We start from the raw sequence: 21,998 nt of genomic DNA, 5'->3' as shown, positions 1-21,998 counted from the left end.
TTCTAATAATTATTACATGCAATTCTCTCTCCTTTCGCTTGTACTTTCGCCTTCCTCATTAAACGAATTTCCTCTTCTTCTCATGGAAATCAGGATTTAGCCCAACAGCTCTTGCCTTAATTGGAATCGAAATTTCAGCGCTCGGTTCAGCGATTATTCAAATCTTTATCGTTAGGGCAAATTTAAACGTTGCTGTACTTGGAGCGCCTTATTTCTTGTGGTTGATGAGGAAGAGTGGGAAAAAAGTTAGTTAATTAAGGAGGCTTCGTGTTAGAAGCCTCCTTAATTATTTTTTGTATTATTTACAAGGAACCTCGTTTTTCTTCACGAATTTAACTTATGAATATAAATGAGGGGGATAAAAATGTACCAAACAATTGAAAACTTTTTACAATCATGGAAATATGAAGCTGAGTCTACTCAGAAGATGCTCGATGCATTAACCGATGAATCTTTATCACAAGAAATTGCACCTGGGCACTGGACTTTAGGGAGAGTCGCTTGGCATATCGTTACAGCACTTCCTGTTATGCTATCAGGGACAGGGCTTAAGTTTGAAGGAGAAACGAAAGATTATCCTGTACCAACTTCAGCAAAAACAATTGCAGATGGGTATCGCAAAGTGAATACGGCTTTTATTGAAGCACTTCAAAGTGAGTGGACTGATGAAGACTTAACTACTATTAATAACTTCTTTGGTCGTCCTATGCCGAATTCTATATTTTTAATGACACTCATCAATCATCAAAATCACCACCGCGGACAGATGACTGTTTTAATGCGTCAAGCTGGCTTAACAGTCCCTGGTGTATATGGTCCTGCAAAAGAAGAATGGGCTGCTACTGGAATGGAAGCTCCCCAAATGTAACGACAGAAAAAGACAAGGTGTTTATGCACCTTGTCTTTTTCTGTAACTTGTTTCATGTGAAACTATTTTCTACTAAATGGTATTTTATGAGAAAATACGTTAAGATAAATTCATATTAATTGGAGGGAACTAAATTGAATACAAAAAACAAAAAAATAACAATAAGAACTCTCTTACTAACTTCTATCATTGGAGTTATCAGTGTATCTCTTTACTTCACAAGTTATGGTACCCCTTGGGGAAAACAAACAGCAATTGCAGAATCAAAAAATTATATTACAAAATACTTTAATCTAGATGCAAAAGTCAAAAATACTTCTTACGATTCTAAAATGAATAGCTATGCAATCGCCTTTGAAACAATTGAAGATGGAGAATTTACTATCGAATATAAAGGTCCTAATAACTTTAACATTTCTCCAGGAGTGCAAGAGTATTTAAGCAAACACTATAAATTTACAGAGTAGTAACGAAGCATACATATACAAAAAAGAGTTGGTATAACGCCAACTCTTTTTTTACGTATTCTTGTCATACTGTTATATCTTCCTTCTCTATATTTTTAATTCCGTAATATGCAATCGCAGCTCCAATCGCAGCAAGTGCTAGTTGAAGGGGAAGAAAAGTTGCTGTAGAAAGCATAGGAGTGTTATTAATTGCAATTGATACAACAATCAGAGATGAAACAATTGTAGTTGGCACCGAACGTTTACGCATTCCGAAATATAGAGGGATTAAACTTATTCCCGCAGTTGCAATGGCTAAAGGAACAAGGTTTATCCCTTCTTGCTTCAATTGATCTATTGTGAATGAATTAGGAAGAATTGAAAAATAGCTATCTATCCCAAAGAAAACTCCCACCACTAAAATGTTAGATAAAATAACTGTTATAAATGTTACTATCGCTATAATGGCCAACTTACTACTCATCATTTTCCTCCGATTAATAGGATAAGAAAACATAAGTAGGATTGTTTTGTTTTTATATTCACTAATTATTAACCTTGCGATTAATACACTACCAAAAATAATAAATGTTGCTCTTACTAATGTACTAGCCGTTAATAACATCATCTGCGGATCCCTTATTTCCGGATCACCTTCTACTTGAGCAACGATGCTCGTAAAGATCATTAATGCCAGTATAGCGATATTTGCAATAATCGCTCCCCTTACATACCATCCAAGCTTAAACTTCTTCATTTCTAGCTTCATAAGATGTAGCATAATAGTCCTCCTTTCATTTACATTTTAATCGATATAAATCGCTCCTGTTTTACTTAAAATCTTCACTTCGTTTTTTGCATCACCAATGGTTCCCGCTTTTATTTTTTCTGTATTTTTATTTTTCTTAAGTCCATTTACATTCACCATTACGTCAGACGAATTACTTTTAGCCGTAAGTTTTAAAGATGTCGGAACACCTTTATACCGTACGCCAATATCTCCTGATTTTGTTTCTACAAATAACGATTTTCCTTCTTTCATATCTTTCAGTAATACTTCACCGGATGTTGAAGTGATGTTTATATTTGAGTTACTTACATTTGTTATATAGTTATCACCAGTCGTAGACTTTATATTTAATTCTTGTACTGAACTATCTTTTACAGCTAACTCTCCACTTTGCGATATGAATTCACCTTTCTCGGCTGATAGTCCTACAATCATTTCATCTCCAGACTTGCCTTTTGTCACGATACTTTTTACTACTATATCGCTTATTTTCACATCACCCGATTTATTATTTAATACAATTTTATCTATTTCTTTCTTCGGGATAGCTATAGATATACTATTTTTCTTCCTAAACGTAAAACCATTAAAAAATCTGGCCGCCTTTTGTTTTTGCTTAACTATAACTTTATTCCCTTCATGTTCTATTTCGACGGGATCTATCTCTTTATCTACTCGTTTACCTTGAGCCGAAATTACTATTTTGTTAGCATCTGTACTTTTAAATTCAACATCCCAGTTTTCATTGTCCACTTCTATTTCTTTTATATGATTTATCTCAAAAGACTTTTCTTTCGTAAAATCTTTCCCCTGAAATGTCTTAAAACCAAAAATCGCACTAGCAATTGTCAGAAATAAAATTGCTATTACTATTATTTTTTTCACCATTCATACCCCAGTTCATTGTTGTTTTAAGCTTATTTTACGCCACATCAATCTTGTCGATTTTACGATACGATAGATAACTAATAAAAATTCCTAATAAACAGAGTGTAATTGGAATAACAATATAATCATAAAAGCTTACACCATTTCCATAGTTACTGTTCACTAACATCCCAATTATTACTGCAGAAGTAATCGTTGTCGGTGTCGATTTCTTTCTCATCCCAAAAAATAAAGGAATTAAACTTATACCAGATATCATAAATGCACTTATAAAAGTAGCTGGAACGGTAGCTATTATTTCCCCCATCGTCATAGGTGTTTCAAACAGCCCCATCATTGGGTTCATAAAAAATATGAGCAAACTAATACTGAAAGTAGCAATAATCATGCTAATAAAACAAAAACTAAAAACAATTGTTAATTTCGCCCTCATTAGCAATTTCCTTTGTAATGGGTACATAAATAGTAGTTGCATTGTTTTATTCTTATACTCATCAATTACTAAACGTGATAAAATGACCGCACTAAAAATAAGAAATGTCATCCTAATAAAGATATTTGCTAACGTCATATACTTTGTGAAATCAGTGAGCGCCGCATCTCCCTCACCTTTTGCTCCCATCCCCATAAGACTTACCGCAGCAAAAATTGCTATAATACAAATAGCTACCCCTTTACAGTAACTAGATAATTTATGTTTCTTCCATTCAAGTTTCATTAATTTAAACATATAAACCACACCTCCATTACTGACATAACGATCTCTATGCTACTAACATTCTAATTCCAGCCATAACTACGCTTACTATTCCTATCACTAGTAAAATTAACGGCCATTTCCGCTCAGGTTTTCTATAATATAAAATCCCACTTATGAACATTACGATCAATCCACTTACTAGATTCACTAACAATCCATTAAGCATGAATGCCCTCTCCATCCATTACATTTAAGAAATATTCTTCTAAGGAACTATGTTTCTTATTAATACTTTCAATTTCTACATCGTTCATAATAAGTGCTTTTGAAATAGCTTGCTGAGACGCTGCCGTATCATACACACGAATCATATTTCCACTCATTATTTTGTAATTTTTTATACCGAGTTTATCTTCTAAAATATAAGCTGCACGCTTCACATCAGGAACAGTAATTTCAATGTACTCTGTTTGTTTTCCGTTAATACTCTTCATTGAAACCTCTTTTATTAGCTTTCCATTTTGAATCATACCGATTGTATCTGCCATTAGTTCCATCTCGCCTAAAATATGACTAGAGACTAATAACGTAATGCCATATTCTTTGCAGAGCATTTTAAATAAGTCTCTTAATTCTTTAATACCAATTGGATCTAAACCGTTAATTGGCTCATCTAAAATGAGTAATTCTGGCTTCGTCATGATCGCCCTTGCAATACCAAGTCTTTGCTTCATCCCTAATGAAAAATCTTTTACTTTTTTATCATCTATACCGTGCAGCTTCACTAAATGTAAAGCATGATCAATTGCGTTTTTGTCGTAATACCCCATATATTCACAATGTAATTCTAGGTTTTCCTTCGCCGTTAATTTATCATAAAAAATTGGATATTCGATAATCGTCCCCATGCGCTTTAACAATTCATAAGATGTATCCGTTAACTTCTCACCAAAAATTTCAATATCACCGCTCGTCGGTTTTATTAAGTTTGTGATCATTTTCATAATCGTTGTTTTACCTGCACCATTCGGTCCTAAGAAACCGTAAATCTCACCTTTTTTCACATGCATGTTAACGCTAGAAATTACTTCTTTCCCTTTAAACACTTTCGTTAACTGATTCGTTTTTAATATATATGTCATGTCACTATCTCCTTTCGCACTACCTTATACTTCTATAATAGACAACGGAATTCTCTTTTTCCTTACCCGTTCCTTACAAATTCCTTACGCTGAAAAAAAAGCTTGTAGAATTTACTTCTCTACAAGCTAAAACAGCATCTTTGTTAATACAACTGTAAAAATTGTTTTTTCATACGGCTTACTAGAAAGATGTATTTCTCCGTCCATCGCTTCCACAAGCCTTTTCGTAATCGTTAACCCTAAACCGCTTCCTTGGTACAATCTATTTCTGGAATCTTCAAGTGTGTACATACGCTCAAACACTTTATCAATGTGAGATTCATCAATTCCTTTTCCTGTATCCCATACATCTATATACACACTCGTTTCATCATCTCTTAACGTCATACCAAGTGTCTTTCCATCGTCACCATATGTAATCGCATTTGATATTAAATTATTCAATACTCTACCTAATACTTCTACATTTCCAAGTGCATATATATTTCTTTCTGGTATATCAATATGAACTTGAAACCCTTTCGTCGTCACTAAATCATAAAAAGATAAAATCTTCTCGCGACAAACTTCATTCATATTTACTTTTGTCATCTCAATTGCTTTATCACCGGATTCTAATTTTGCTAAATCAAAAAACTTATGAATCAGTTCCATCACTTCTAGTGTTTTTACATGCACCTTTTCGAGTAATATTTGCTTCTCTTCCTCATTTATCGTTTTATCCTTATTTAACATTTCGGTATATCCAAGAATAACTGTTAGTGGTGTTTTCAAATCATGTGAAATATTTGAAAGCATTTTTCTCATCGAAATTTCCACTTTCGCATGATCTGCATTCGTTTTCTGTTTTGCATCTAATAAATGATTAATCGCCACTAATAAATTTCGCAATTCTAGATCATCTGTCATAATTAATAGCTTCTCACCAGTTTGTTCTTTTACAATTCGATTTAACTTCTCATACGTGTAGCGTAAATTCCTACTACTATTTTTCCTAATTTTATATTGCACGTAAATAACGATAAGCAATATAATAATCACCACTGTTAAAAATACAACCATACTACATCACTTCCAACTTATAGCCGATGCCCCATAATGTTTTAATATATTCTGGATTAGATGGATCACTTTCAATTTTCTCACGTAATCTTCTCATATGAACATTAATAACATTATCATCACCATAATATTCTTCATTCCAAACAAGCGTATATATTTGTGCTTTCGTAAAAACACGATTTTGATTCTTCACGAATAGCTTTAAAATCTCAAATTCTTTTAAAGTAAGTTTAAGCTGTCTTCCCTTTTTCTCCACAGTAAAATTAATTGGGTCAATTATTAAATCACCAATCTGAATCGCCTCATCTTTTGATTCCACAGCTGAATACTTTGTAGACCTCCGAATACCCGCTTTTACACGTGCAGCTAGTTCAATCATAGAAAACGGCTTACAAATGTAATCATCTGCTCCAAGGCCTAATCCAACGGCTTTATCAACATCTGTATCTTTCGCTGACATCATTAAAATCGGAACTGCACTTTTTTCTCGAATGATTCTAACGACCTCTAACCCATCTAACTTCGGCATCATAATATCGAGGATAATCAAATCAAATGAACCTTTTAAAAATGCGTTAACTCCTTCTTCTCCATCAGATGCGATTGTAACTTGAAAACCTTCTTTTACTAAATATGTTTCAACCATCTCTTGAATTGAGATGTCATCTTCAACTAATAAAATATGATGTGACATATTTCTATCCCCTTTTTTAACAAACATTAACAATTTAATTGTATCGTAACGAATGAATGCTGGAAAGAATTATATGAATTTTCAAACCAACTTCCCTTCCTTCCTTAACAATGATATGATGAAATTCACTACGATTGTTCATAATTAACTTTATATAAAGGAGACTTATCATGTCAGAAAACAAAAAAGTAAGCTTAGCTGATTTAATGCGCGAACAACTTGCGAAGAAAAAGCAAGGAAATGGAAACGGCTCAAATAATGGAAGTCAAAGTCAAGAAACGAAAAAATTACAAAACCAACAAACGAAGAAAACAAACAACCAACGTAGACGTACAGGTGTATAAATGAACGGGCAAAAACGATCTAACATTTCATCAGGTCTTGAAGTTGATATTGTATTAAAACAAGATCAACGTACAGGTAAGCTAACAAGAGGAATTGTAAAAGATATTTTAACGAACTCACCTTCACATCCGCACGGCATTAAAGTAAGATTGCAAGACGGACAGGTTGGCAGAGTACAAAATATTATTCAATAAGAAAAGGAGCTCATTTAAACTTGAGCTCCTTTTCTTATTTTCATTAACCTTTAATTTTTTCGATGAAAACTACTTTTAAATAGTCTCCCTCTTTAAATTGATCAATTGTACGGAAATCTTCCGGTAAAGAATGTTCTTCTAATATTTTATATTTACCGTTCATTTCTTTAAATGCTGTATCGATAAAGCCATTAAACTTTTTCATATCGAATGCGCTACAATTTGTAGAAGCAACGATAATACCGTTATTTTCTGTAATCGCAATTGTTTCTTTTAATAGGTTTTTATAATCTTTCGCCGCACTGAACGTATATTTTTTCGAGCGTGCAAAGCTTGGGGGATCAAGTACAACCATATCAAATTTCATCTTTTTCTTAGCTGCATATTTGAAATATAGAAATACATCTTCTACAATAATATCTTGTGCTTCATAATCAATTTCATTTACACTAAACTGCTCAATCGTTTTACTTAAACTACGATTTGCAAGGTCCACACTCGTTGTTTTACTCGCTCCGCCAAGCGCTGCAAATACAGAGAAAGCCCCAGTATAAGAGAACATATTTAGAACCGTTCTTCCTTTTGCATATTTATCACGAATTTGTTTTCGAACGTTACGTTGATCTAAAAATACACCAACCATCGCCCCGTCATTTAAATATACAGCAAAGTTTACACCGTTTTCTTTTACGATAAGTGGGAACTCACCGCGCTCTCCTGCGACGAAATCATCACCTTCAATGTATTTCCCTTTCGTATCAAAACGTTTTTTCTCATAAATCCCTTTGAAGTTTGCTACTTTTTGAAGCGCTGCTACAATCTCATCACGGAAAGTATAAATCCCTTCACTATACCAACTAATTACGTAATAGCCGTCATAATAATCGATGATTAAACCACCAAGGCCATCGCCCTCACCATTCAGGGCACGAAATGCTGTTGTATCATTTGATTTATAAAAATGTTTTCGTTTATGTAAAGCAGATTTGATTTTACTTTCAAAGAAAGATTGGTTCACTTCCTCCTTCTCTTTTCTCGTTAAAATCCAACCATACCCTTTATTTTGTTTTCCATAATAGCCTTTTCCGATGAATTGGTTCTTCTCATCTACTACTTTGATGATTGTCCCTTCTTCACGTACATCATTTAAATTTTGAATTGCATCTTTTAAAATAAGTGGATATCCACCTTTAATTTCTTTTATAAACTTCGGTTTTATTTTTATAGTTACTTCAGATCGCATGTAATGTCTTCCTTTCCATTTGAATGCTTTCTAATTAGTAGGAAGCAATGTAAAAAACGAGGCTGAAAAAAGCCTCGTTTCACTATACCATATTATTGCTTTGCTAGTACAACTAGCTCATCTCCTGGTATAACCGCTATATATTTATACAATGTTGAAAAAGTAAGACTACCATCATCGTGACGAATAAATAATATTACATCCTCTGAATCGCTCTCTTCTTTATTAATTTTTTGTTCTTCCTCAACTTGTATCGTTTTAAATGTATAACCCTCTTCAATTTTTCTATCTAACTCTTCATAAATTTCATTTTGACCAAACAGTAAATGAGCTTTTTTCGAAAGAGAGATGCGTTCTTGCTCAATCTTTTCCACATCATGAATCGGAAGTAAAAATGTATTATGATGTCCAAACTGCGGTACATATGTGTTTGCGACTAATACATTGTAAGAATCCGTATCTGTAACTGAAATTAAGTATTCATACTGATTCATATCTACTTCAAATTGCAACTGCTCTGAGAGTACTTGGCCGTTATATGTATTAAGCCCTTTCACCTTTGCGCATTGCAAATGTTCTTCCGATACATCTACGATTAAGCTCGGAATCCCCATCTCTTTACAATGCATAGCGAATGCAGTTGAGAATGTACTAGCTCCTGAAATTAAAATACCTGGTGGCTGTGTATTGGCTAATCCTAATTTTTTTGCTAAAAATCCAATTGAAAATCCATGAGCACAAACGGTCGTAATTACGAGTGCAAATGTAAGTGCTGTTAATATAGAAGCATCTTTATACCCTTCTTGTAATAACTCCGTCGCAAAGTAACTTGAAACCGTTAACGCAACAATACCTCGCGGCGCAATCCAACCAACTAGCGCCCTTTCTGATCTTGTTAACTCTGTTCCGATTGTCGATACCCAAATTGATAAAGGACGAACAACAAATAGCATCATAAGTACGAAGCTAATAATAGGCCAGCTAAAAATCTCCATAATCGTCGTTCTTGGAAGTGATGCTGTTAAGATGATGAAAACAGTCGATGTTAATAGTACGGAAATATTTTCGTTAAAATGACGAATATCACCGATAGAAGAAATATATTTCTTCATCCGTGCAAGTGTAATCCCCATTACTGTTACGGCTAGCATACCTGTTTCATGCATGACTTCATCTGCAATGCCGAAGCATAGTAATACCGTAACGAGCAAAATCGGTGCCTTTAAATATTCTGGTACTTTCCCTTTTAAAATCATATAACTCATAAAAATACTAAACGCATACCCAAGCACCATTGCAAATAACGAACCTGCAAAGAAATATAGTAACGTATGTAAGTGTACATTTTCTTTCGTTAAGAAATTTACAATTTGAAAGGCGAATACAGCAAGTAATGCTCCAAACGGATCAACGATAATCCCTTCCCACTTTAAAATTGCAGCTGTCCTTGGCTTTAATCGTGCTTGGCGTAACAACGGAATAATTACAGTTGGACCTGTCACAATAAAAAGTCCTCCAATAATAAATGCAACCGCCCAATCTAATCCAGCGACGTAATGAGCTGCAAGTGAGCCAGCAATCCAAGCAATAAACGCACCAAACGTAACAATACGAAATACTGGTTTTGATAGTCCCCTCAGTTCACGTACATCTAAACTTAAACTACCCTCAAACAATATAATAGCAACAGAAAGTGATACGAGTGGACTAAAAACATCTCCAAGCACCTCTTTTGGATTAATAATACCGAAAACTGGACCAATTAATAATCCGGCAACTGCCATAACAACAATAGCAGGGAGCTGGAAGCGCCATGCAGTCCATTGTGAGGCAATGCCTAGTGTAATAATAATAACGATACTAAGTAACAGTGATTCGACCATAATACCCTCCTTGTTCATAGTATTGCGAAAGCAAGGTATAAACCATACTTTGCTTGTGTATATTTCTTATTTTGTTTTATTTTAATAATATATAACTTCATTAACTATATGGTCAAATTATTTATATAATAGTAAATTCATCCTTAATTCTACATTTATATGAAAATTACTATTGACAATGATAATGATTTTCATTATCATTTAATGTATATGAGTTCTTGAAAATAAAGGCTACATTTATAGGAGGAATAAACATGATTATTGTTACAAATACAACTAAAATTACAAAGGGAAATGGCCATAAATTAATTGAGCGTTTTAATAAAGTAGGTAAAGTTGAAACAATGTCAGGATTTTTAGGATTAGAAGTTCTTTTAACGCAAAATACAGTTGATTATGATGAAGTAACAATTAGCACTCGCTGGAATGCAAAAGAAGATTTCCAAGGTTGGACAAAGAGCTCAGCATTTAAAGATGCTCACTCACATCAAGGCGGGATGCCAGACTATATTCTTGATAATAAAATTGCTTACTATGATGTAAAAGTTGTACGTATGCCAATGGCTGCAGCACAGTAAGCATATTTATTTTTTAAAGTATAGAATATGAAGAGTGTTACCACTTCTCATATTCTATACTTTTTTTATTTAATGTCTTTTTACTAGTTTCGCATGTACTACTAATCTTCCCGCTTCTGGATCAAGTGCATAGTCACACGTCGAAAGTGTTACGATTTGATCACTTTCTGTCACTTTTGTATCCGTTTTGTACAGCGATTTTTCTTGAATTTTCTCCAAAAATGATGTGTATTCCGTATCACTACTAAAATCCGTTTCAATGTAATAAAAATCAGTTGTTGTTGTATACACTGAAAACACTTCAAGATCATATCCTTCAAATAATGTATCGTAATATAATTTACGATGCGACATGAAGAAATCTTCATCCAACATTTTCTTTAAACTTCCAAACATAGAACCATCTTTCATACGGTGACCATATAAAATAGTATTTCGATTTTGAGATTTCACATCATTACGATAGTCCATAAAAATGCTTCCTGCTCTCATATCTTCACCTTTATAATTTCGAAATAAATAGTAATCATTGTCTTTTGCTTGAACGATTGGATAATTAATTTGTGTATCATCCATCGTAATCCATCCAACTATTTCTTGGTTAATTTGCTGCAGAACTTTGAACTGTTTACGTACTTCCCCGTCTTGTGATTGCTCTTCCATCGGACTTTTTTCATAAATGTTTTGTGCTTCGGCCATTACTTTACGATTTTCATAGTAATCCATGAAAATATCACCTAATTCATATACTGAATAGAAAAAGGTACCTAAAAAAACAACTGTAAGTATTCGTTGAAAAAAAGAATTCTTCTTCCTTTCTTTTTTGCTACTCAAATTATCACCTCAAAACGGATTGTTCGCATGTTTAAATGCCCATTGGGACCATATACAATCCTGTATCTTCATCTTGCTTTACAACGACATCTACACCGTATATCGTCTTTATCATACTTTCTGTCACAACATCATTCGGCTTGCCTTTTGTAACAATTTCGCCGTCTTTCATAACAATGATATGATCACTATAGCGAATCGCCTGATTAATATCGTGTAATACCATAACGATTGTCAATCCTTGTGCTTCATTTAATTCTTTTACTAACTCTAATATTTCAAGTTGATAATAAATATCTAAATATGTTGTCGGTTCATCTAAAAAGAGCATTGGCGTCTTCTGGGCTAACGTCATGGCAATCCAAACACGCTGTCTTTCTCCACCAGATAAAGCATGAATTTCCTTATCACGTTTACTTAACAAATTCGTACATGCTAAAGCCCTTTCTATTGCTTCTCTATCTTCATCAGTTTGCGAAGAGAATATATTTTTATGAGGCATACGGCCAAAGCTTGTTAATTTCTCTACCGTCATATCTGCCGGTGCTTCATTTTGTTGATGGACAACGGCTAACTTTCTAGCAAACTCTTTCGGTTTATATTGGCTAATTGCCTTCCCATCAAGTATTACCTCTCCACTACGAGGATCGTGATTTCTTGACATCACACCAAGTAATGTTGATTTCCCACAACCGTTTGGTCCAATAATTGTTGTAATTTTACCAATCTCTATTTCACTACTAACCGACTTTAATCGATCCGTTACATTATCGTACGAAAAGGTTACATTTTTAATTTCCATGAACTTTATCACTCTTTCTAAGCAAGAATATTAAGAATGGGCCACCAATAACTGCCATAATCGTCGCTGCTGGAATTTCGTTAGGTGGCACAATTAACCTTCCAATCGTATCCGCCGTCAAAATTAATAACGCCCCTGCAAGAGCAGAAAATGGGATTAATGCTTTATGGTCTGAACCAACTAGTTGTCTTGAAATGTGCGGAACGAGTAATCCTACGAAAGCGATAACACCTGCAATTGCTGTTGATACTGCCGCTAAGAGTACTGCAATGGCAGAAATAATAAGACGAACTCTCGTCACGTGCAAGCCTAAGTTTTTTGCAGTCTTATCTTGTAGAGATAATAAGTTACACCAAGCTCCGACAAACAGTGCAAGAATAAGACCAATTGTTCCATAAGTAACCATTATTTCTACATCGCCCCACGTCTTCATCGTTATGTTAGAAGTCGTCGTTTGCTTAATACTCTTAATGAAGTATCCGCAAATCGTAATGAACGATTCATTTAATCCAGTGAACATTGCATTAATAGCTATACCAACTAAAATAATGCGAAGCGGACTTAACCCTGACTTCCATGAAAATGCATAAACGAGATAACATGCAAAAGCACCACCTAAAAAGGCGAATACTGGTGTCCAGAAAAAGAATTGCGGGAATAACGTAATAATAACAAGTGTCATAAAACTTGCTCCTGAAGATATCCCGATTACCCCAGCATCAGCAAGTGGATTTTTCATAACAGCTTGAAAAAGCACGCCCGAAACAGCAAGAGCTGCTCCAGTAAATAGTGCAATAATAATACGTGGGAAACGTAAATCTTTAATCACTTCAACATCTTCATTTCCCCCTGTAAATATTCCTTGTACAAGGTCAATAATACCTACTTCTAAACTACCTTTCGTCGCTGACAACAAAGTCATAATGATGAGTAATACAGTAACAATAAAGAAACTCCAAAATTTTTTATTCATGCTAATCTTCCTTTATATTAAAATGCATCACGGATACATCATTTTTTTCAATTCATCTAGCGCTTCAGTCGCTGCTAAATTTCCTGTCGTTCCAAATAAACGCTCTTCTAAATCGTAAACACGATTATTTTTAACTGCAGCGAAGTGTTTCCAAATATCATTTGTTTTAAATTCTTTATCAAACATTTTTACAACTTCATCCGGCATACCATGTGCCGCTCGTAAAATAATGTCTGGATCAGCTTTTTTTAAATACTCTGTATTAGAAGCTAAATACTCTACTTGTTCACCTTGTACAATGTTTTTACCACCTAATTGTTTCACTAAATCTCCAATATAAGAATGCTCTGTTGCTACTAAATAACTCCCCGGTACACCTAATAAAATAAGCACTGTCGGTTCTTTCTTTCCCTTTACTGCTTTTTGAATCTCTGCAACCTTGTTATCTAACTTAGTTACAACTGCTTCAGCCTGCTTTTCACGTCCATATTGCTTACCTAAATTACTAATGGAATTTTGCATATTTTTTAAACTTGTTAGATCTAAAAAGTTTGCTTTCATACCTACACCATCAAAAACTGGCTTTAATTCATATTCAAGTGTTGTCACGGATAATACTTCTGACGGCTTTAATGATTTTACCTTTTCCATATCAGGACTCATCGGATTCCCGACTTCAGGTAAACCTTTATATCTCTTTGGTAAATCTTTCGTACTTGTTGGAACACCAACTAAATCTACTTCTAACGCATCCATAATTTCAGTAACAGCAACTGTCGTTGCAACAATTCTCTCTTTACTCTCACTCTTTACCTGTTTTGCTGCTTCTTTTTTGGGCGCCGAGCATCCAGCTACACTCACTAATAGAATGATAGCCATTAGTACACTAGCAATTTTCTTCACTCTCAATCACCACTCCTTTCCAAACAATATGAAACAAGTCTTGATGCATGCGAACATGCATCAAGACTCCAAAAATTACAATCTTCCTGCTCTATATTTACGAACTAGTAAAGCAAGTGACCCAAGCAATAGCACCATGTATAAACCTAGTTGTGCTGTATCTGCCGTTTTTGAGTTTTTCTCTTTTTTCGGATCATTTTTTTGATCTTCTTTTTTCTTCTTATCATCTGCATTTCGGTTAAAATCAGGATTATCTACTTTCGGTGTAATCACTGGATTGTTCGGATCATTTTTCGGATCTTTTTTTGGATCCTCTTTAATCGTCCCTAACGCACCAATATTATTTGTATCAAATTGAATTTGGACATCGTAGAAGTGGTGGTAGTTCATCTCATCAATGTCTACTTTCACTTTTGCATTTAATTTTTCAAATAAATCTTCTACTTCAAATTGTACTACTCGCGTATTTGCATTTTTATCTTCACTTACTACTTTTGCATCAGCAAAAAGACTATTGTTTTCTGTTTGGAATTTCGTAATCCACGCACTATTTTTCAGCGTCATCTCAATGTACTTTTTACCATCTTTAACAATTAATTTTGCTGGATTTACAGTATAGTCATGCATCTTTGAAAGTTCTTCTGTTTTGTCTTTTAACACTTTAAATGTAATATCATATTGACCATCTACTAAATTTTTCGGATCTACTTTTACTTTTGGTGTATTATTTCCACCTTGATTGTCATTTCCACCTTGGTTATCGTTTCCACCTTGGTTATCGTTTCCACCTTGGTTATCGTTTCCACCTTGGTTGTCGTTTCCACCTTGGTTGTCGTTTCCACCTTGGTTGTCGTTTCCACCTTGGTTGTCGTTTCCACCTTGGTTGTCGTTTCCACCTTGGTTCCCTAAAGCTTTGATACTATCTTGATCAAATACAAATTGAACATCGTAGAAATGGTGATAATTCATTGAATCAATATCTACTTTTACTTTTGCATTTAATTTTTTAGACAAATCATTTACTTCTACTTCTACTACTCTTGTATTTTGCTCTTTATTTTCACTTAATACTTTTGCATTAACGAACGAGCCATTCTTCTCAAAATCAAACTTTGTAATCCATGTACTATTTGTTAATGTAAACGATACATATTTCTTACCATCTTTTACTTTCAATACACCTGGGCTTTTTGTGTATGTATTCATCATTGATATTTCATCTGTTTGATCTTTTAATACTTTAAAGCCAATGCTGTATTCACCGTCTTTAAGATCGTTTGGATCAATTGTTGTATTATTGCCTTGGTTGTCGTTTCCGCCTTGGTTGTTGTTTCCACCTTGGTTGTCGTTTCCACCTTGGTTGTCGTTTCCACCTTGGTTGTTGTTTCCACCTTGGTTGTCGTTTCCGCCTTGGTTGTTGTTTCCGCCTTGGTTGTTGTTTCCGCCTTGGTTGTTGTTTCCGCCTTGGTTGTTGTTTCCGCCTTGGTTATCATTTCCGCCTTGGTTATCTAACGGTTTAATGCTATCTTTATCAAATGCAAATTGAATATCATAGAAATGATGATAATTCATTGAATCGATGTCGACTTTTACTTTTGCGTTTAATTTTTTCGATAAATCTGCTACTTCCACTTCCACTACACGTGTATCAGCTTTCGTATCTTCACTTAATACATTCGCATCAACAAACGAACCATTTTTATCAAATTCAAACTTTGTAATCCAAGCGCTATTCGTTAGCGTAAATGATACATACTTCTTACCATCTTTTACTTTTAACACACCTGGACTTTTTGTATATGTGTTCATCATTGATATTTCATCTGTTTGATCTTTTAATGTTTTAAAATTGATGCTGTATTCGCCATCTTTAATTGTTTCAGCATCTGGTTTTTCTACTTCTGGCTTCTCTACTTCTGGCTTCTCTACTTCTGGCTTCTCTACTTCTGGTTTCTCTACTTCTGGTTTCTCTACTTCTGGTTTCTCTACTTCTGGTTTCTCTTCATTTTTAATTTGTTCAAGCTTATCTTGTTCAAATAAAAGTTGCACATCATGTGTTTGCTTATAGTTTCTTGATGCCATTTCGATAAATACTTTTGTATTTAGTTTTTTAGATAAATCGTTTACTTCAAACTCTACTACTCTTGTATCTTTTTCTTTATCTTCACTCACTACTTTTGCATCAACAAACGCACCATCTTTTTCCGTTTGAAAATTTTTAATTAATGAGCTACTTTTTAATGTTACAATTGCTTTTTTCTTACCATTTTCTACTTTTAATACCCCTGGATTTACCATGTAAGTATTCATCTTAGATTCTTCATCTGTTTGATCTTTTAACACTTTAAATGGAATGCTGTACTCTCCATCTTTAATTAATTCAGTATCTGGTTTTTCTACTTCCGGCTTTTTATCTCCATCCGGTTGTTTCTCTTCATTTTTAATTTGTTCAAGTTTATCTTGTTCAAATAAAAGTTGTACATTATGTGTTTGCTTGTAACCTTGTGATGCCACTTCAATAAATACTTTTGTATTTAGTTTTTTAGATAAATCGTCTACTTCAAATTCTACTACTCTTGTATCTTTTTCTTTATCTTCACTCACTACTTTTGCATCAGCAAATGCGCCATCTTTTTCCGTTTGGAAATTTTTAATTAATGAGCTATTTTTTAACGTTACAATTGCTTTTTTCTTACCGTTTTCTACTTTTAATACCCCTGGATTTACCATGTAAGTATTCATCTTAGATTCTTCATCTGTTTGATCTTTTAACACTTTAAATGGAATGCTGTACTCTCCATCTTTAATTGTGTTAGAATTTGGTTGTTGATCTGGGTCAGGCTTTTGGTCGGGCTTCTGACTCGGATCCGGATTTTCATTTGGATCTGGCTTATTAGCTGGGTCCTCTTTTTCATTTGGTTGTTCTACATGAATCGGTGTAATACTATTTTGATCAAATGCAATACGCACATCATAGTCATGATGATAATTTAAAAAATCAATGTCTACTTTTACTTTCGCATTTAATACCTTCTCTACATCGTCCACATCAAATTCTACGACTCTTGTATCTTTTTCTTGATCTTCACTAATTACATTTGTCGCAACAAACTGACCACTTTTTTCCGTTTCAAACTTTGTAATCCATGAACTATGTTCTAACGTAAAGGATACTTTCTTTTTCCCATTCTTCACTTTTAAAGTTCCTGGACTTACAGAGTATTGATTCATCATGGATTCTTCATCTGATGTGTCTTTAAGAACTTTGAAACCGATTGAATATTCACCGTCCGCTAAAGTTGTAGCTGCTTGAACTGCAAGTGGTTGTAGCGTTGATACGAATGTGAAAATCGTTAGAAACATTGCAACAACAATTTTAAAATACCTGTTCAATAGAATGACTCTCCTTTTTTAAAAATTTCTAATTATTTAATGCTGTTCCCATCAAATACAAAACGAATATCATATGAAGCGTTATAATTAATAATTGGGATGTTAATTTTCACCTTTCCTTTTAGTTTTTCTGACAAGTCAGCAACTTCAAATTCTACTACTCTAGTATTCTCTTTTTTGTTTTCACTTAAGACTGTTGTTTCTAAGAATTGATCATCTTTTTCTACTTGGAAACTTTTAATAGAAACACTATCTTTCACTTTAAATGAAACGTATTGTTTTCCATTTTTAACTGTTAATGTTGCTGGACTTTCAAAATAACTATTCATTCTAGATGATTCATCTTTATCGCCTTTCCATACAGTAAAAGCAATATTATATTTTCCATCAGCTAGTTGTGTAGCAGCTTTTGCATCTTGTAACCCTAGTGTTGCTATAAACGTAAATAAGACAGCAAATACGGCAATAATCATTTTAAATTGTTTAAACATATATTCATCGCCCTTCCAAAGATTTATTTACCTAACTTCACTTTACGAATTAAGAAAACACCTGAAATAAGAAGTAATGCTGCAAATAATCCGATACGTGCTTCATCACTTGTTTTTGGGTTATCTGTTTTTTCAGCTTTCCCACTTTCATTTGTTCCTTTATTTACATCTTTGTTTGTTTCTTTGCTCTCTTCTTTCTTCACTTCTTCTTTTACTTGTGTATTTTTTTGAGTTTGATCTTCATTTTTTGTTGCAGCAGTTGCCTTATTCTCTCCACCTACTGCTTTTACATTTGCATCAAACGCAAAGCGAATTGTGTAATTATGGTCATAATTCACATTCGGTACAACAACATGAATTTTTGCAGCTGCTGGTTTAGATAAGTCGTCTATTTTAAACTCTACAGTTCTTTTATCTGCAGATTCATCTTTACTAACAACTTTTGCATCAACAAAGTTTCCATTCTCTGGTGCTTTAAATTCTGTAATCCAAGCACTATGATTCATAGGAATTTGTACTCTCATCTCACCATTTTTTACAATTAACTTAGCTGGTTTTTCAAAATAATCATTTGCCATTGAAGCTGAATCATTTTCTGCTTTTTGTATGACATAGTTAATATCGTAAGTACCGTCAGCTACATTTGCCGAAGCTTGTCCGAATGGCACTACGAGAAAAGCTAGCATACATACGAATGTCATAATAAAAGCGGGTAATACTGAAAACTTTCTCATTTACCTTACTGCCTCCTTGTTTTTCTTTTTTTGAAAATGATAATTATTCTCAATATATAAGAAAAAAAATAATCTTTCTATCTCTATTTTATAACGAGTAACACTATGTAGTTAGAAATATATTGATTATCATTCTCATTGATAGACAAAAAAATAATCCCACCAATTTTTCCTATAAGAATAAACATAAAACTCTTTCAACATTTTATTGATTATCATTCTCAACGAATTTCAAAAAAAATAAATCGCCTAATTCTATCGTTTTATCACCTCTTCTTACAAAAATGATATAGTCATAGAAAACCTCTTCCCTTCCAATATTTCCACAACTAAGTCAATCTTAGCCTACTGGTAATTTTTTTGTCAACTATATTACGTATAAAATTTTCAATATCTGAATTCTTCTATATATAATTTTTCTACAAAAAAAGAGGCTTTCTTTTAAAGAAAGCCTCTTTCCCTTATTTTTCTACAGCAATTTCTTGCTTTTGAAATAAAGAAACTACATATCCAATTGCAATTCCAATGATACCCGGAACTAGCCAACCAATCCCTACACTATATAATGGAATTTTATCTAAAATAGGAGCAAGGGCCGCTACTTGAAGATTGGCATTATGCAATCCATCAAAGAAGCTAATTGCAAATGCGCCTACAATACCGCCTACATACATAGCTAATGGAAGACGAATATAGTTTTCAACAAGTGATAATACGATCAGTACGATACCAATTGGGTAAATTGCAATTAAGATTGGTAATGCTAATGCGTTTAACTGAGTTAAACCAAGATTTGCTACCATAAATGCTAATACAGAGAAAATGAAAATGACTTTTTGATAAGAAAGCTTTGGTAGTAACGAAGAAAAATATTCTCCACAAGCTGCAACAATACCGACAGAAGTTGTTAAGCATGCTGCTGTAATTGCGATACCTAGTAATAATGTTCCGTAGCTACCAAATAAATGATTCACGACGTTTGTTAAAATAATTCCACCGTTTGCTCCCATTCCAAGTGAAACACTAGAAGCTCCAAGGTAAGCAAGTGCTAAATAAACAAGAAGTAAGCCAAGTGCTGCAATAAATCCTGCAAAGATTGTTACTTTTGCAATACTGTTCTTATTTGTAATGCCTTTTGCTTTTAAAGCATTGATCACAACATTTCCGAAAACAAGTGCTGCAAGTCCATCTAAAGTTAAATATCCATCAATAAAACCTTTAAAGAGCGGGGCACTATACGCTTCTGTAGGGGCACCAAACTCTCCCATTGGAGTCATAATTGCTTTCGCTACAATAATTGCAATAACAGCTAATAAAATTGGAGTTAACACTTTACCAATGCGCCCCACTAATTTCGATGGGTTTAATGCTAAATAGAAAGTTACTGCAAAGAAAATAAATGTAAAGATAACAAGTGGATAGGATTGACCAGCTATCTCACTTGGTAAAAACGGTGCAACACTCATTTCATAAGCAACAGTCCCTGTACGTGGCACACTAACAAATACGCCTAAACATAAATAAATTGCAGTAATGAAAATTAGCGCGAATACAGGATGTACACGTCCTGCTAATTCATTAATATCTCCCTTTAGAGCTATAACAATAACTCCTAATAAAGGCAGTCCTACACCTGTTACGATAAAGCCAAATAACGCGATCCATACATCTGTTCCAGCACCTTGCCCTAACGCTGGTGGGAAAATCATATTACCGGCACCGAAAAACAGTGCGAATAACATTAAGCTTATTGCAAACATCTCAGAAAACTTTAAAGATGACTTCATTTCTACTACCTCCTAATTATTTCATTGACAAAATATTCTGAATTAAAATCCGTCACATATCCTCTTTCAAGCATACTTCCCCGTAAAAGAACGCAAAAAACACCCGTCCCTAACAAAGGGACGAGTGTTGAAATCGTGGTTCCACCCTTATTCTAATAAAATGAATTTATAACGAAATAAGCTCATTTTATAGCTCGTGTAAATTGATAACGGTTTTATCCGCCAAGAATTACAATGCATCTGCAGTTCACTCTTGAAGTTTAGAGGTGGTAAGTTTGTCTTTCCGTATTAGGAAGCTCACAGCCTAAGGCTTCCCTCTCTGAAAATCGTCAAAAACAACTCATGTCCTCATCATTACTTTTATAAAATATGTTGTCGAAACTTGTTGTTTTTTATTATATGGGCTATTTTTTAAAAAATCAATAGTTTTATTTTTTCTGACAAAAAAATATAGGGAGAAAACTTTCCTCCCTATAACTGCCCTATTAATATTTCTAATTCCTTAGGTGTAATGTCTCGCCATTTTCCAGCTTCAAGCTCATTTAGCTCTATATTCATAATGCGCACTCGCTTTAGCTTTGTTACAGTAAATCCGAAAGCACGACTCATTCTACGAATTTGCCTATTCATTCCTTGCGTTAAAACGATGCGGAATGTAGACTGATTAACTCTCGTCACTTTACATGGCTTCGTCATTCCATCTTTAATCTTTACACCGCTGGACATCTCATCAATAAACCAATCTGTAAACGGCTTATCAACAGTGACAACATATTCTTTCTCATGCTCATGATCACCGTGCAAAATTTGATTCGCAATCGCACCGTCATTCGTTAATAAGATGAGTCCTTCCGATGCTTTATCTAATCGTCCAACAGGAAAGATTCGTTCTGGATAATCGATATAATCAATAATGTTTCCTTCAATATTTTCGGCTGCTGTACAAGTAATTCCGACTGGTTTATGGAAGGCAATATACACCTTTTCTTTCTTTTCTTTTTCAATAACCTGCCCATCAATCGTTACAATATCACCTTCATTAACGAGTGCACCGTGCGTACATACTTCACCGTTAATACAGGCACGTCCTGCTTTAATGAGACGGTCTGTTTCACGTCTTGAGCAGGATTTTGCTTCGCTTATGTATTGGTTGATTTTCATGTTTTGTTCCTTTTCTTATAGATTAAAAGCGTCAATCCATGGCAATATCATTATGCCAAGATTGACGCTCCTTTACTTCGCAAAAAC

At 34.0% G+C, this 21,998-nt stretch carries 23 protein-coding genes and 1 other annotated feature; of the genes, 5 read left to right on the top strand and 18 right to left on the bottom strand.

From position 1 onward, the window contains the following. Positions 1 to 364 precede the first annotated feature (364 nt). Both ABH959_RS14900 and ABH959_RS14895 read left to right on the top strand, forming a co-directional pair. Positions 365 to 868, top strand: a complete 504-nt coding sequence (locus tag ABH959_RS14900) for a DinB family protein (RefSeq protein WP_113935693.1) — start codon at positions 365 to 367, stop codon at positions 866 to 868. Between the two features lie 134 nt (positions 869 to 1,002). After that, the gene (locus ABH959_RS14895; protein WP_088293456.1) at positions 1,003 to 1,335 is read left to right on the top strand and encodes a YfjL-like protein; all 333 of its coding nucleotides are present in this window, start codon (positions 1,003 to 1,005) and stop codon (positions 1,333 to 1,335) included. A gap of 64 nt (positions 1,336 to 1,399) precedes the next feature. Here the strand turns inward: ABH959_RS14895 and ABH959_RS14890 are convergent, their stop codons facing one another. The 7 genes from ABH959_RS14890 to ABH959_RS14860 all read right to left on the bottom strand — a co-directional run bounded on the left by ABH959_RS14890 (position 1,400) and on the right by ABH959_RS14860 (position 6,590). Continuing rightward, entirely contained in the window at positions 1,400 to 2,095 is a 696-nt protein-coding gene (locus ABH959_RS14890; protein WP_113935694.1) for an ABC transporter permease, read from the bottom strand. Between the two features lie 24 nt (positions 2,096 to 2,119). Further along, positions 2,120 to 2,992 carry a DUF4097 family beta strand repeat-containing protein gene (locus ABH959_RS14885; protein WP_113935695.1) on the bottom strand — a complete coding sequence of 291 codons (873 nt, stop codon included), beginning with the start codon at positions 2,990 to 2,992 and terminating at the stop codon, positions 2,120 to 2,122. Positions 2,993 to 3,026: 34 nt separating this feature from the next. Continuing rightward, complete coding sequence (locus ABH959_RS14880; RefSeq protein ID WP_113935696.1) at positions 3,027 to 3,722, bottom strand: ABC transporter permease; 696 nt, start codon at positions 3,720 to 3,722, stop codon at positions 3,027 to 3,029. 34 nt (positions 3,723 to 3,756) lie between these two features. Next, positions 3,757 to 3,918 carry a hypothetical protein gene (locus ABH959_RS14875; protein ID WP_012261777.1) on the bottom strand — a complete coding sequence of 54 codons (162 nt, stop codon included), beginning with the start codon at positions 3,916 to 3,918 and terminating at the stop codon, positions 3,757 to 3,759. Further along, positions 3,911 to 4,834 (bottom strand): ABC transporter ATP-binding protein, encoded by a 924-nt coding sequence (locus ABH959_RS14870; RefSeq protein WP_012261778.1) that lies wholly within the window; start codon positions 4,832 to 4,834, stop codon positions 3,911 to 3,913. Before ABH959_RS14870 ends, ABH959_RS14875 begins: the two co-directional genes overlap by 8 nt. Positions 4,835 to 4,960: 126 nt before the next feature. Next, on the bottom strand, positions 4,961 to 5,896 hold the full coding sequence (locus tag ABH959_RS14865) for a HAMP domain-containing histidine kinase (RefSeq protein ID WP_063218398.1): 936 nt from the start codon (positions 5,894 to 5,896) through the stop codon (positions 4,961 to 4,963). A gap of 1 nt (position 5,897) precedes the next feature. Then, entirely contained in the window at positions 5,898 to 6,590 is a 693-nt protein-coding gene (locus tag ABH959_RS14860; RefSeq protein ID WP_002088884.1) for a response regulator transcription factor, read from the bottom strand. Between the two features lie 170 nt (positions 6,591 to 6,760). Between ABH959_RS14860 and ABH959_RS14855 the strand changes: the two genes are divergently transcribed. Further along, complete coding sequence (locus ABH959_RS14855; RefSeq protein WP_002015431.1) at positions 6,761 to 6,934, top strand: hypothetical protein; 174 nt, start codon at positions 6,761 to 6,763, stop codon at positions 6,932 to 6,934. Next, positions 6,935 to 7,129 (top strand): YwbE family protein, encoded by a 195-nt coding sequence (locus ABH959_RS14850; protein WP_001014315.1) that lies wholly within the window; start codon positions 6,935 to 6,937, stop codon positions 7,127 to 7,129. A gap of 43 nt (positions 7,130 to 7,172) precedes the next feature. Here ABH959_RS14850 and ABH959_RS14845 read toward each other — a convergent pair whose 3' ends face one another. Both ABH959_RS14845 and ABH959_RS14840 read right to left on the bottom strand, forming a co-directional pair. After that, on the bottom strand, positions 7,173 to 8,372 hold the full coding sequence (locus ABH959_RS14845) for a class I SAM-dependent rRNA methyltransferase (protein WP_113935697.1): 1,200 nt from the start codon (positions 8,370 to 8,372) through the stop codon (positions 7,173 to 7,175). 92 nt (positions 8,373 to 8,464) lie between these two features. After that, positions 8,465 to 10,255 carry a cation:proton antiporter gene (locus ABH959_RS14840; protein WP_016096041.1) on the bottom strand — a complete coding sequence of 597 codons (1,791 nt, stop codon included), beginning with the start codon at positions 10,253 to 10,255 and terminating at the stop codon, positions 8,465 to 8,467. 254 nt (positions 10,256 to 10,509) lie between these two features. On the opposite strand from ABH959_RS14840, the gene isdG reads away from it, so the two are divergent. Then, positions 10,510 to 10,833: a heme oxygenase gene (gene isdG, locus ABH959_RS14835; RefSeq protein WP_002015426.1), complete on the top strand. Its 324-nt coding sequence runs from the start codon at positions 10,510 to 10,512 to the stop codon at positions 10,831 to 10,833. A 69-nt stretch (positions 10,834 to 10,902) separates the two neighbouring features. Here isdG and srtB read toward each other — a convergent pair whose 3' ends face one another. The 9 genes from srtB to ABH959_RS14790 all read right to left on the bottom strand — a co-directional run bounded on the left by srtB (position 10,903) and on the right by ABH959_RS14790 (position 21,911). Beyond that, a complete protein-coding gene (gene srtB, locus ABH959_RS14830; protein ID WP_002129321.1) occupies positions 10,903 to 11,667 on the bottom strand; it encodes a class B sortase in 765 nt (254 codons plus the stop codon). 31 nt (positions 11,668 to 11,698) lie between these two features. Further along, positions 11,699 to 12,469, bottom strand: coding sequence for an ABC transporter ATP-binding protein (locus tag ABH959_RS14825; RefSeq protein WP_002088890.1), 771 nt, complete (start codon positions 12,467 to 12,469; stop codon positions 11,699 to 11,701). Further along, on the bottom strand, positions 12,459 to 13,442 hold the full coding sequence (locus tag ABH959_RS14820; protein WP_113935698.1) for a FecCD family ABC transporter permease: 984 nt from the start codon (positions 13,440 to 13,442) through the stop codon (positions 12,459 to 12,461). The genes ABH959_RS14825 and ABH959_RS14820 overlap by 11 nt, the downstream gene beginning before the upstream one ends. Positions 13,443 to 13,469: 27 nt before the next feature. Then, positions 13,470 to 14,351 (bottom strand): heme ABC transporter substrate-binding protein IsdE, encoded by an 882-nt coding sequence (isdE, locus tag ABH959_RS14815; RefSeq protein ID WP_113935699.1) that lies wholly within the window; start codon positions 14,349 to 14,351, stop codon positions 13,470 to 13,472. Positions 14,352 to 14,420: 69 nt separating this feature from the next. After that, positions 14,421 to 17,738, bottom strand: a complete 3,318-nt coding sequence (locus ABH959_RS14810) for an NEAT domain-containing protein (protein WP_404492776.1) — start codon at positions 17,736 to 17,738, stop codon at positions 14,421 to 14,423. 32 nt (positions 17,739 to 17,770) lie between these two features. Beyond that, positions 17,771 to 18,229 carry an NEAT domain-containing protein gene (locus tag ABH959_RS14805; RefSeq protein WP_002138554.1) on the bottom strand — a complete coding sequence of 153 codons (459 nt, stop codon included), beginning with the start codon at positions 18,227 to 18,229 and terminating at the stop codon, positions 17,771 to 17,773. Between the two features lie 23 nt (positions 18,230 to 18,252). Beyond that, positions 18,253 to 18,963 carry a heme uptake protein IsdC gene (gene isdC / locus ABH959_RS14800; protein WP_016092398.1) on the bottom strand — a complete coding sequence of 237 codons (711 nt, stop codon included), beginning with the start codon at positions 18,961 to 18,963 and terminating at the stop codon, positions 18,253 to 18,255. 461 nt (positions 18,964 to 19,424) lie between these two features. Then, positions 19,425 to 20,750, bottom strand: coding sequence for a branched-chain amino acid transport system II carrier protein BrnQ6 (brnQ6, locus tag ABH959_RS14795; RefSeq protein ID WP_002192417.1), 1,326 nt, complete (start codon positions 20,748 to 20,750; stop codon positions 19,425 to 19,427). A gap of 113 nt (positions 20,751 to 20,863) precedes the next feature. Then, positions 20,864 to 21,114, bottom strand: a binding site (T-box leader). 107 nt (positions 21,115 to 21,221) lie between these two features. Continuing rightward, on the bottom strand, positions 21,222 to 21,911 hold the full coding sequence (locus tag ABH959_RS14790; protein ID WP_113935701.1) for a 23S rRNA pseudouridine(2604) synthase RluF: 690 nt from the start codon (positions 21,909 to 21,911) through the stop codon (positions 21,222 to 21,224). Positions 21,912 to 21,998 lie beyond the last annotated feature (87 nt).

Origin of the sequence: Bacillus sp. RC51 (assembly GCF_044908115.1) — a bacterium.
Lineage (GTDB): Bacteria > Bacillota > Bacilli > Bacillales > Bacillaceae_G > Bacillus_A > Bacillus_A mycoides.
The sequence above is the reverse complement of the archived record's forward strand: the minus strand, read 5'-3'. Positions and strand labels throughout refer to the sequence as shown.

What these genes read in the sequence shown, in the direction of transcription:
- ABH959_RS14900 (WP_113935693.1), top strand. Translation starts at nt 365, where the DNA reads ATGTACCAAACAATTGAAAACTTTTTACAATCATGGAAATATGAAGCT.
- ABH959_RS14890 (WP_113935694.1), bottom strand. Translation starts at nt 2,095, where the DNA reads ATGCTACATCTTATGAAGCTAGAAATGAAGAAGTTTAAGCTTGGATGG.
- ABH959_RS14885 (WP_113935695.1), bottom strand. Translation starts at nt 2,992, where the DNA reads ATGGTGAAAAAAATAATAGTAATAGCAATTTTATTTCTGACAATTGCT.
- ABH959_RS14880 (WP_113935696.1), bottom strand. Translation starts at nt 3,722, where the DNA reads ATGTTTAAATTAATGAAACTTGAATGGAAGAAACATAAATTATCTAGT.
- ABH959_RS14875 (WP_012261777.1), bottom strand. Translation starts at nt 3,918, where the DNA reads ATGCTTAATGGATTGTTAGTGAATCTAGTAAGTGGATTGATCGTAATG.
- ABH959_RS14870 (WP_012261778.1), bottom strand. Translation starts at nt 4,834, where the DNA reads ATGACATATATATTAAAAACGAATCAGTTAACGAAAGTGTTTAAAGGG.
- ABH959_RS14865 (WP_063218398.1), bottom strand. Translation starts at nt 5,896, where the DNA reads ATGGTTGTATTTTTAACAGTGGTGATTATTATATTGCTTATCGTTATT.
- ABH959_RS14860 (WP_002088884.1), bottom strand. Translation starts at nt 6,590, where the DNA reads ATGTCACATCATATTTTATTAGTTGAAGATGACATCTCAATTCAAGAG.
- ABH959_RS14855 (WP_002015431.1), top strand. Translation starts at nt 6,761, where the DNA reads ATGTCAGAAAACAAAAAAGTAAGCTTAGCTGATTTAATGCGCGAACAA.
- ABH959_RS14850 (WP_001014315.1), top strand. Translation starts at nt 6,935, where the DNA reads ATGAACGGGCAAAAACGATCTAACATTTCATCAGGTCTTGAAGTTGAT.
- ABH959_RS14845 (WP_113935697.1), bottom strand. Translation starts at nt 8,372, where the DNA reads ATGCGATCTGAAGTAACTATAAAAATAAAACCGAAGTTTATAAAAGAA.
- ABH959_RS14840 (WP_016096041.1), bottom strand. Translation starts at nt 10,255, where the DNA reads ATGGTCGAATCACTGTTACTTAGTATCGTTATTATTATTACACTAGGC.
- isdG (WP_002015426.1), top strand. Translation starts at nt 10,510, where the DNA reads ATGATTATTGTTACAAATACAACTAAAATTACAAAGGGAAATGGCCAT.
- ABH959_RS14825 (WP_002088890.1), bottom strand. Translation starts at nt 12,469, where the DNA reads ATGGAAATTAAAAATGTAACCTTTTCGTACGATAATGTAACGGATCGA.
- ABH959_RS14820 (WP_113935698.1), bottom strand. Translation starts at nt 13,442, where the DNA reads ATGAATAAAAAATTTTGGAGTTTCTTTATTGTTACTGTATTACTCATC.
- ABH959_RS14805 (WP_002138554.1), bottom strand. Translation starts at nt 18,229, where the DNA reads ATGTTTAAACAATTTAAAATGATTATTGCCGTATTTGCTGTCTTATTT.
- isdC (WP_016092398.1), bottom strand. Translation starts at nt 18,963, where the DNA reads ATGAGAAAGTTTTCAGTATTACCCGCTTTTATTATGACATTCGTATGT.
- brnQ6 (WP_002192417.1), bottom strand. Translation starts at nt 20,750, where the DNA reads ATGAAGTCATCTTTAAAGTTTTCTGAGATGTTTGCAATAAGCTTAATG.
- ABH959_RS14790 (WP_113935701.1), bottom strand. Translation starts at nt 21,911, where the DNA reads ATGAAAATCAACCAATACATAAGCGAAGCAAAATCCTGCTCAAGACGT.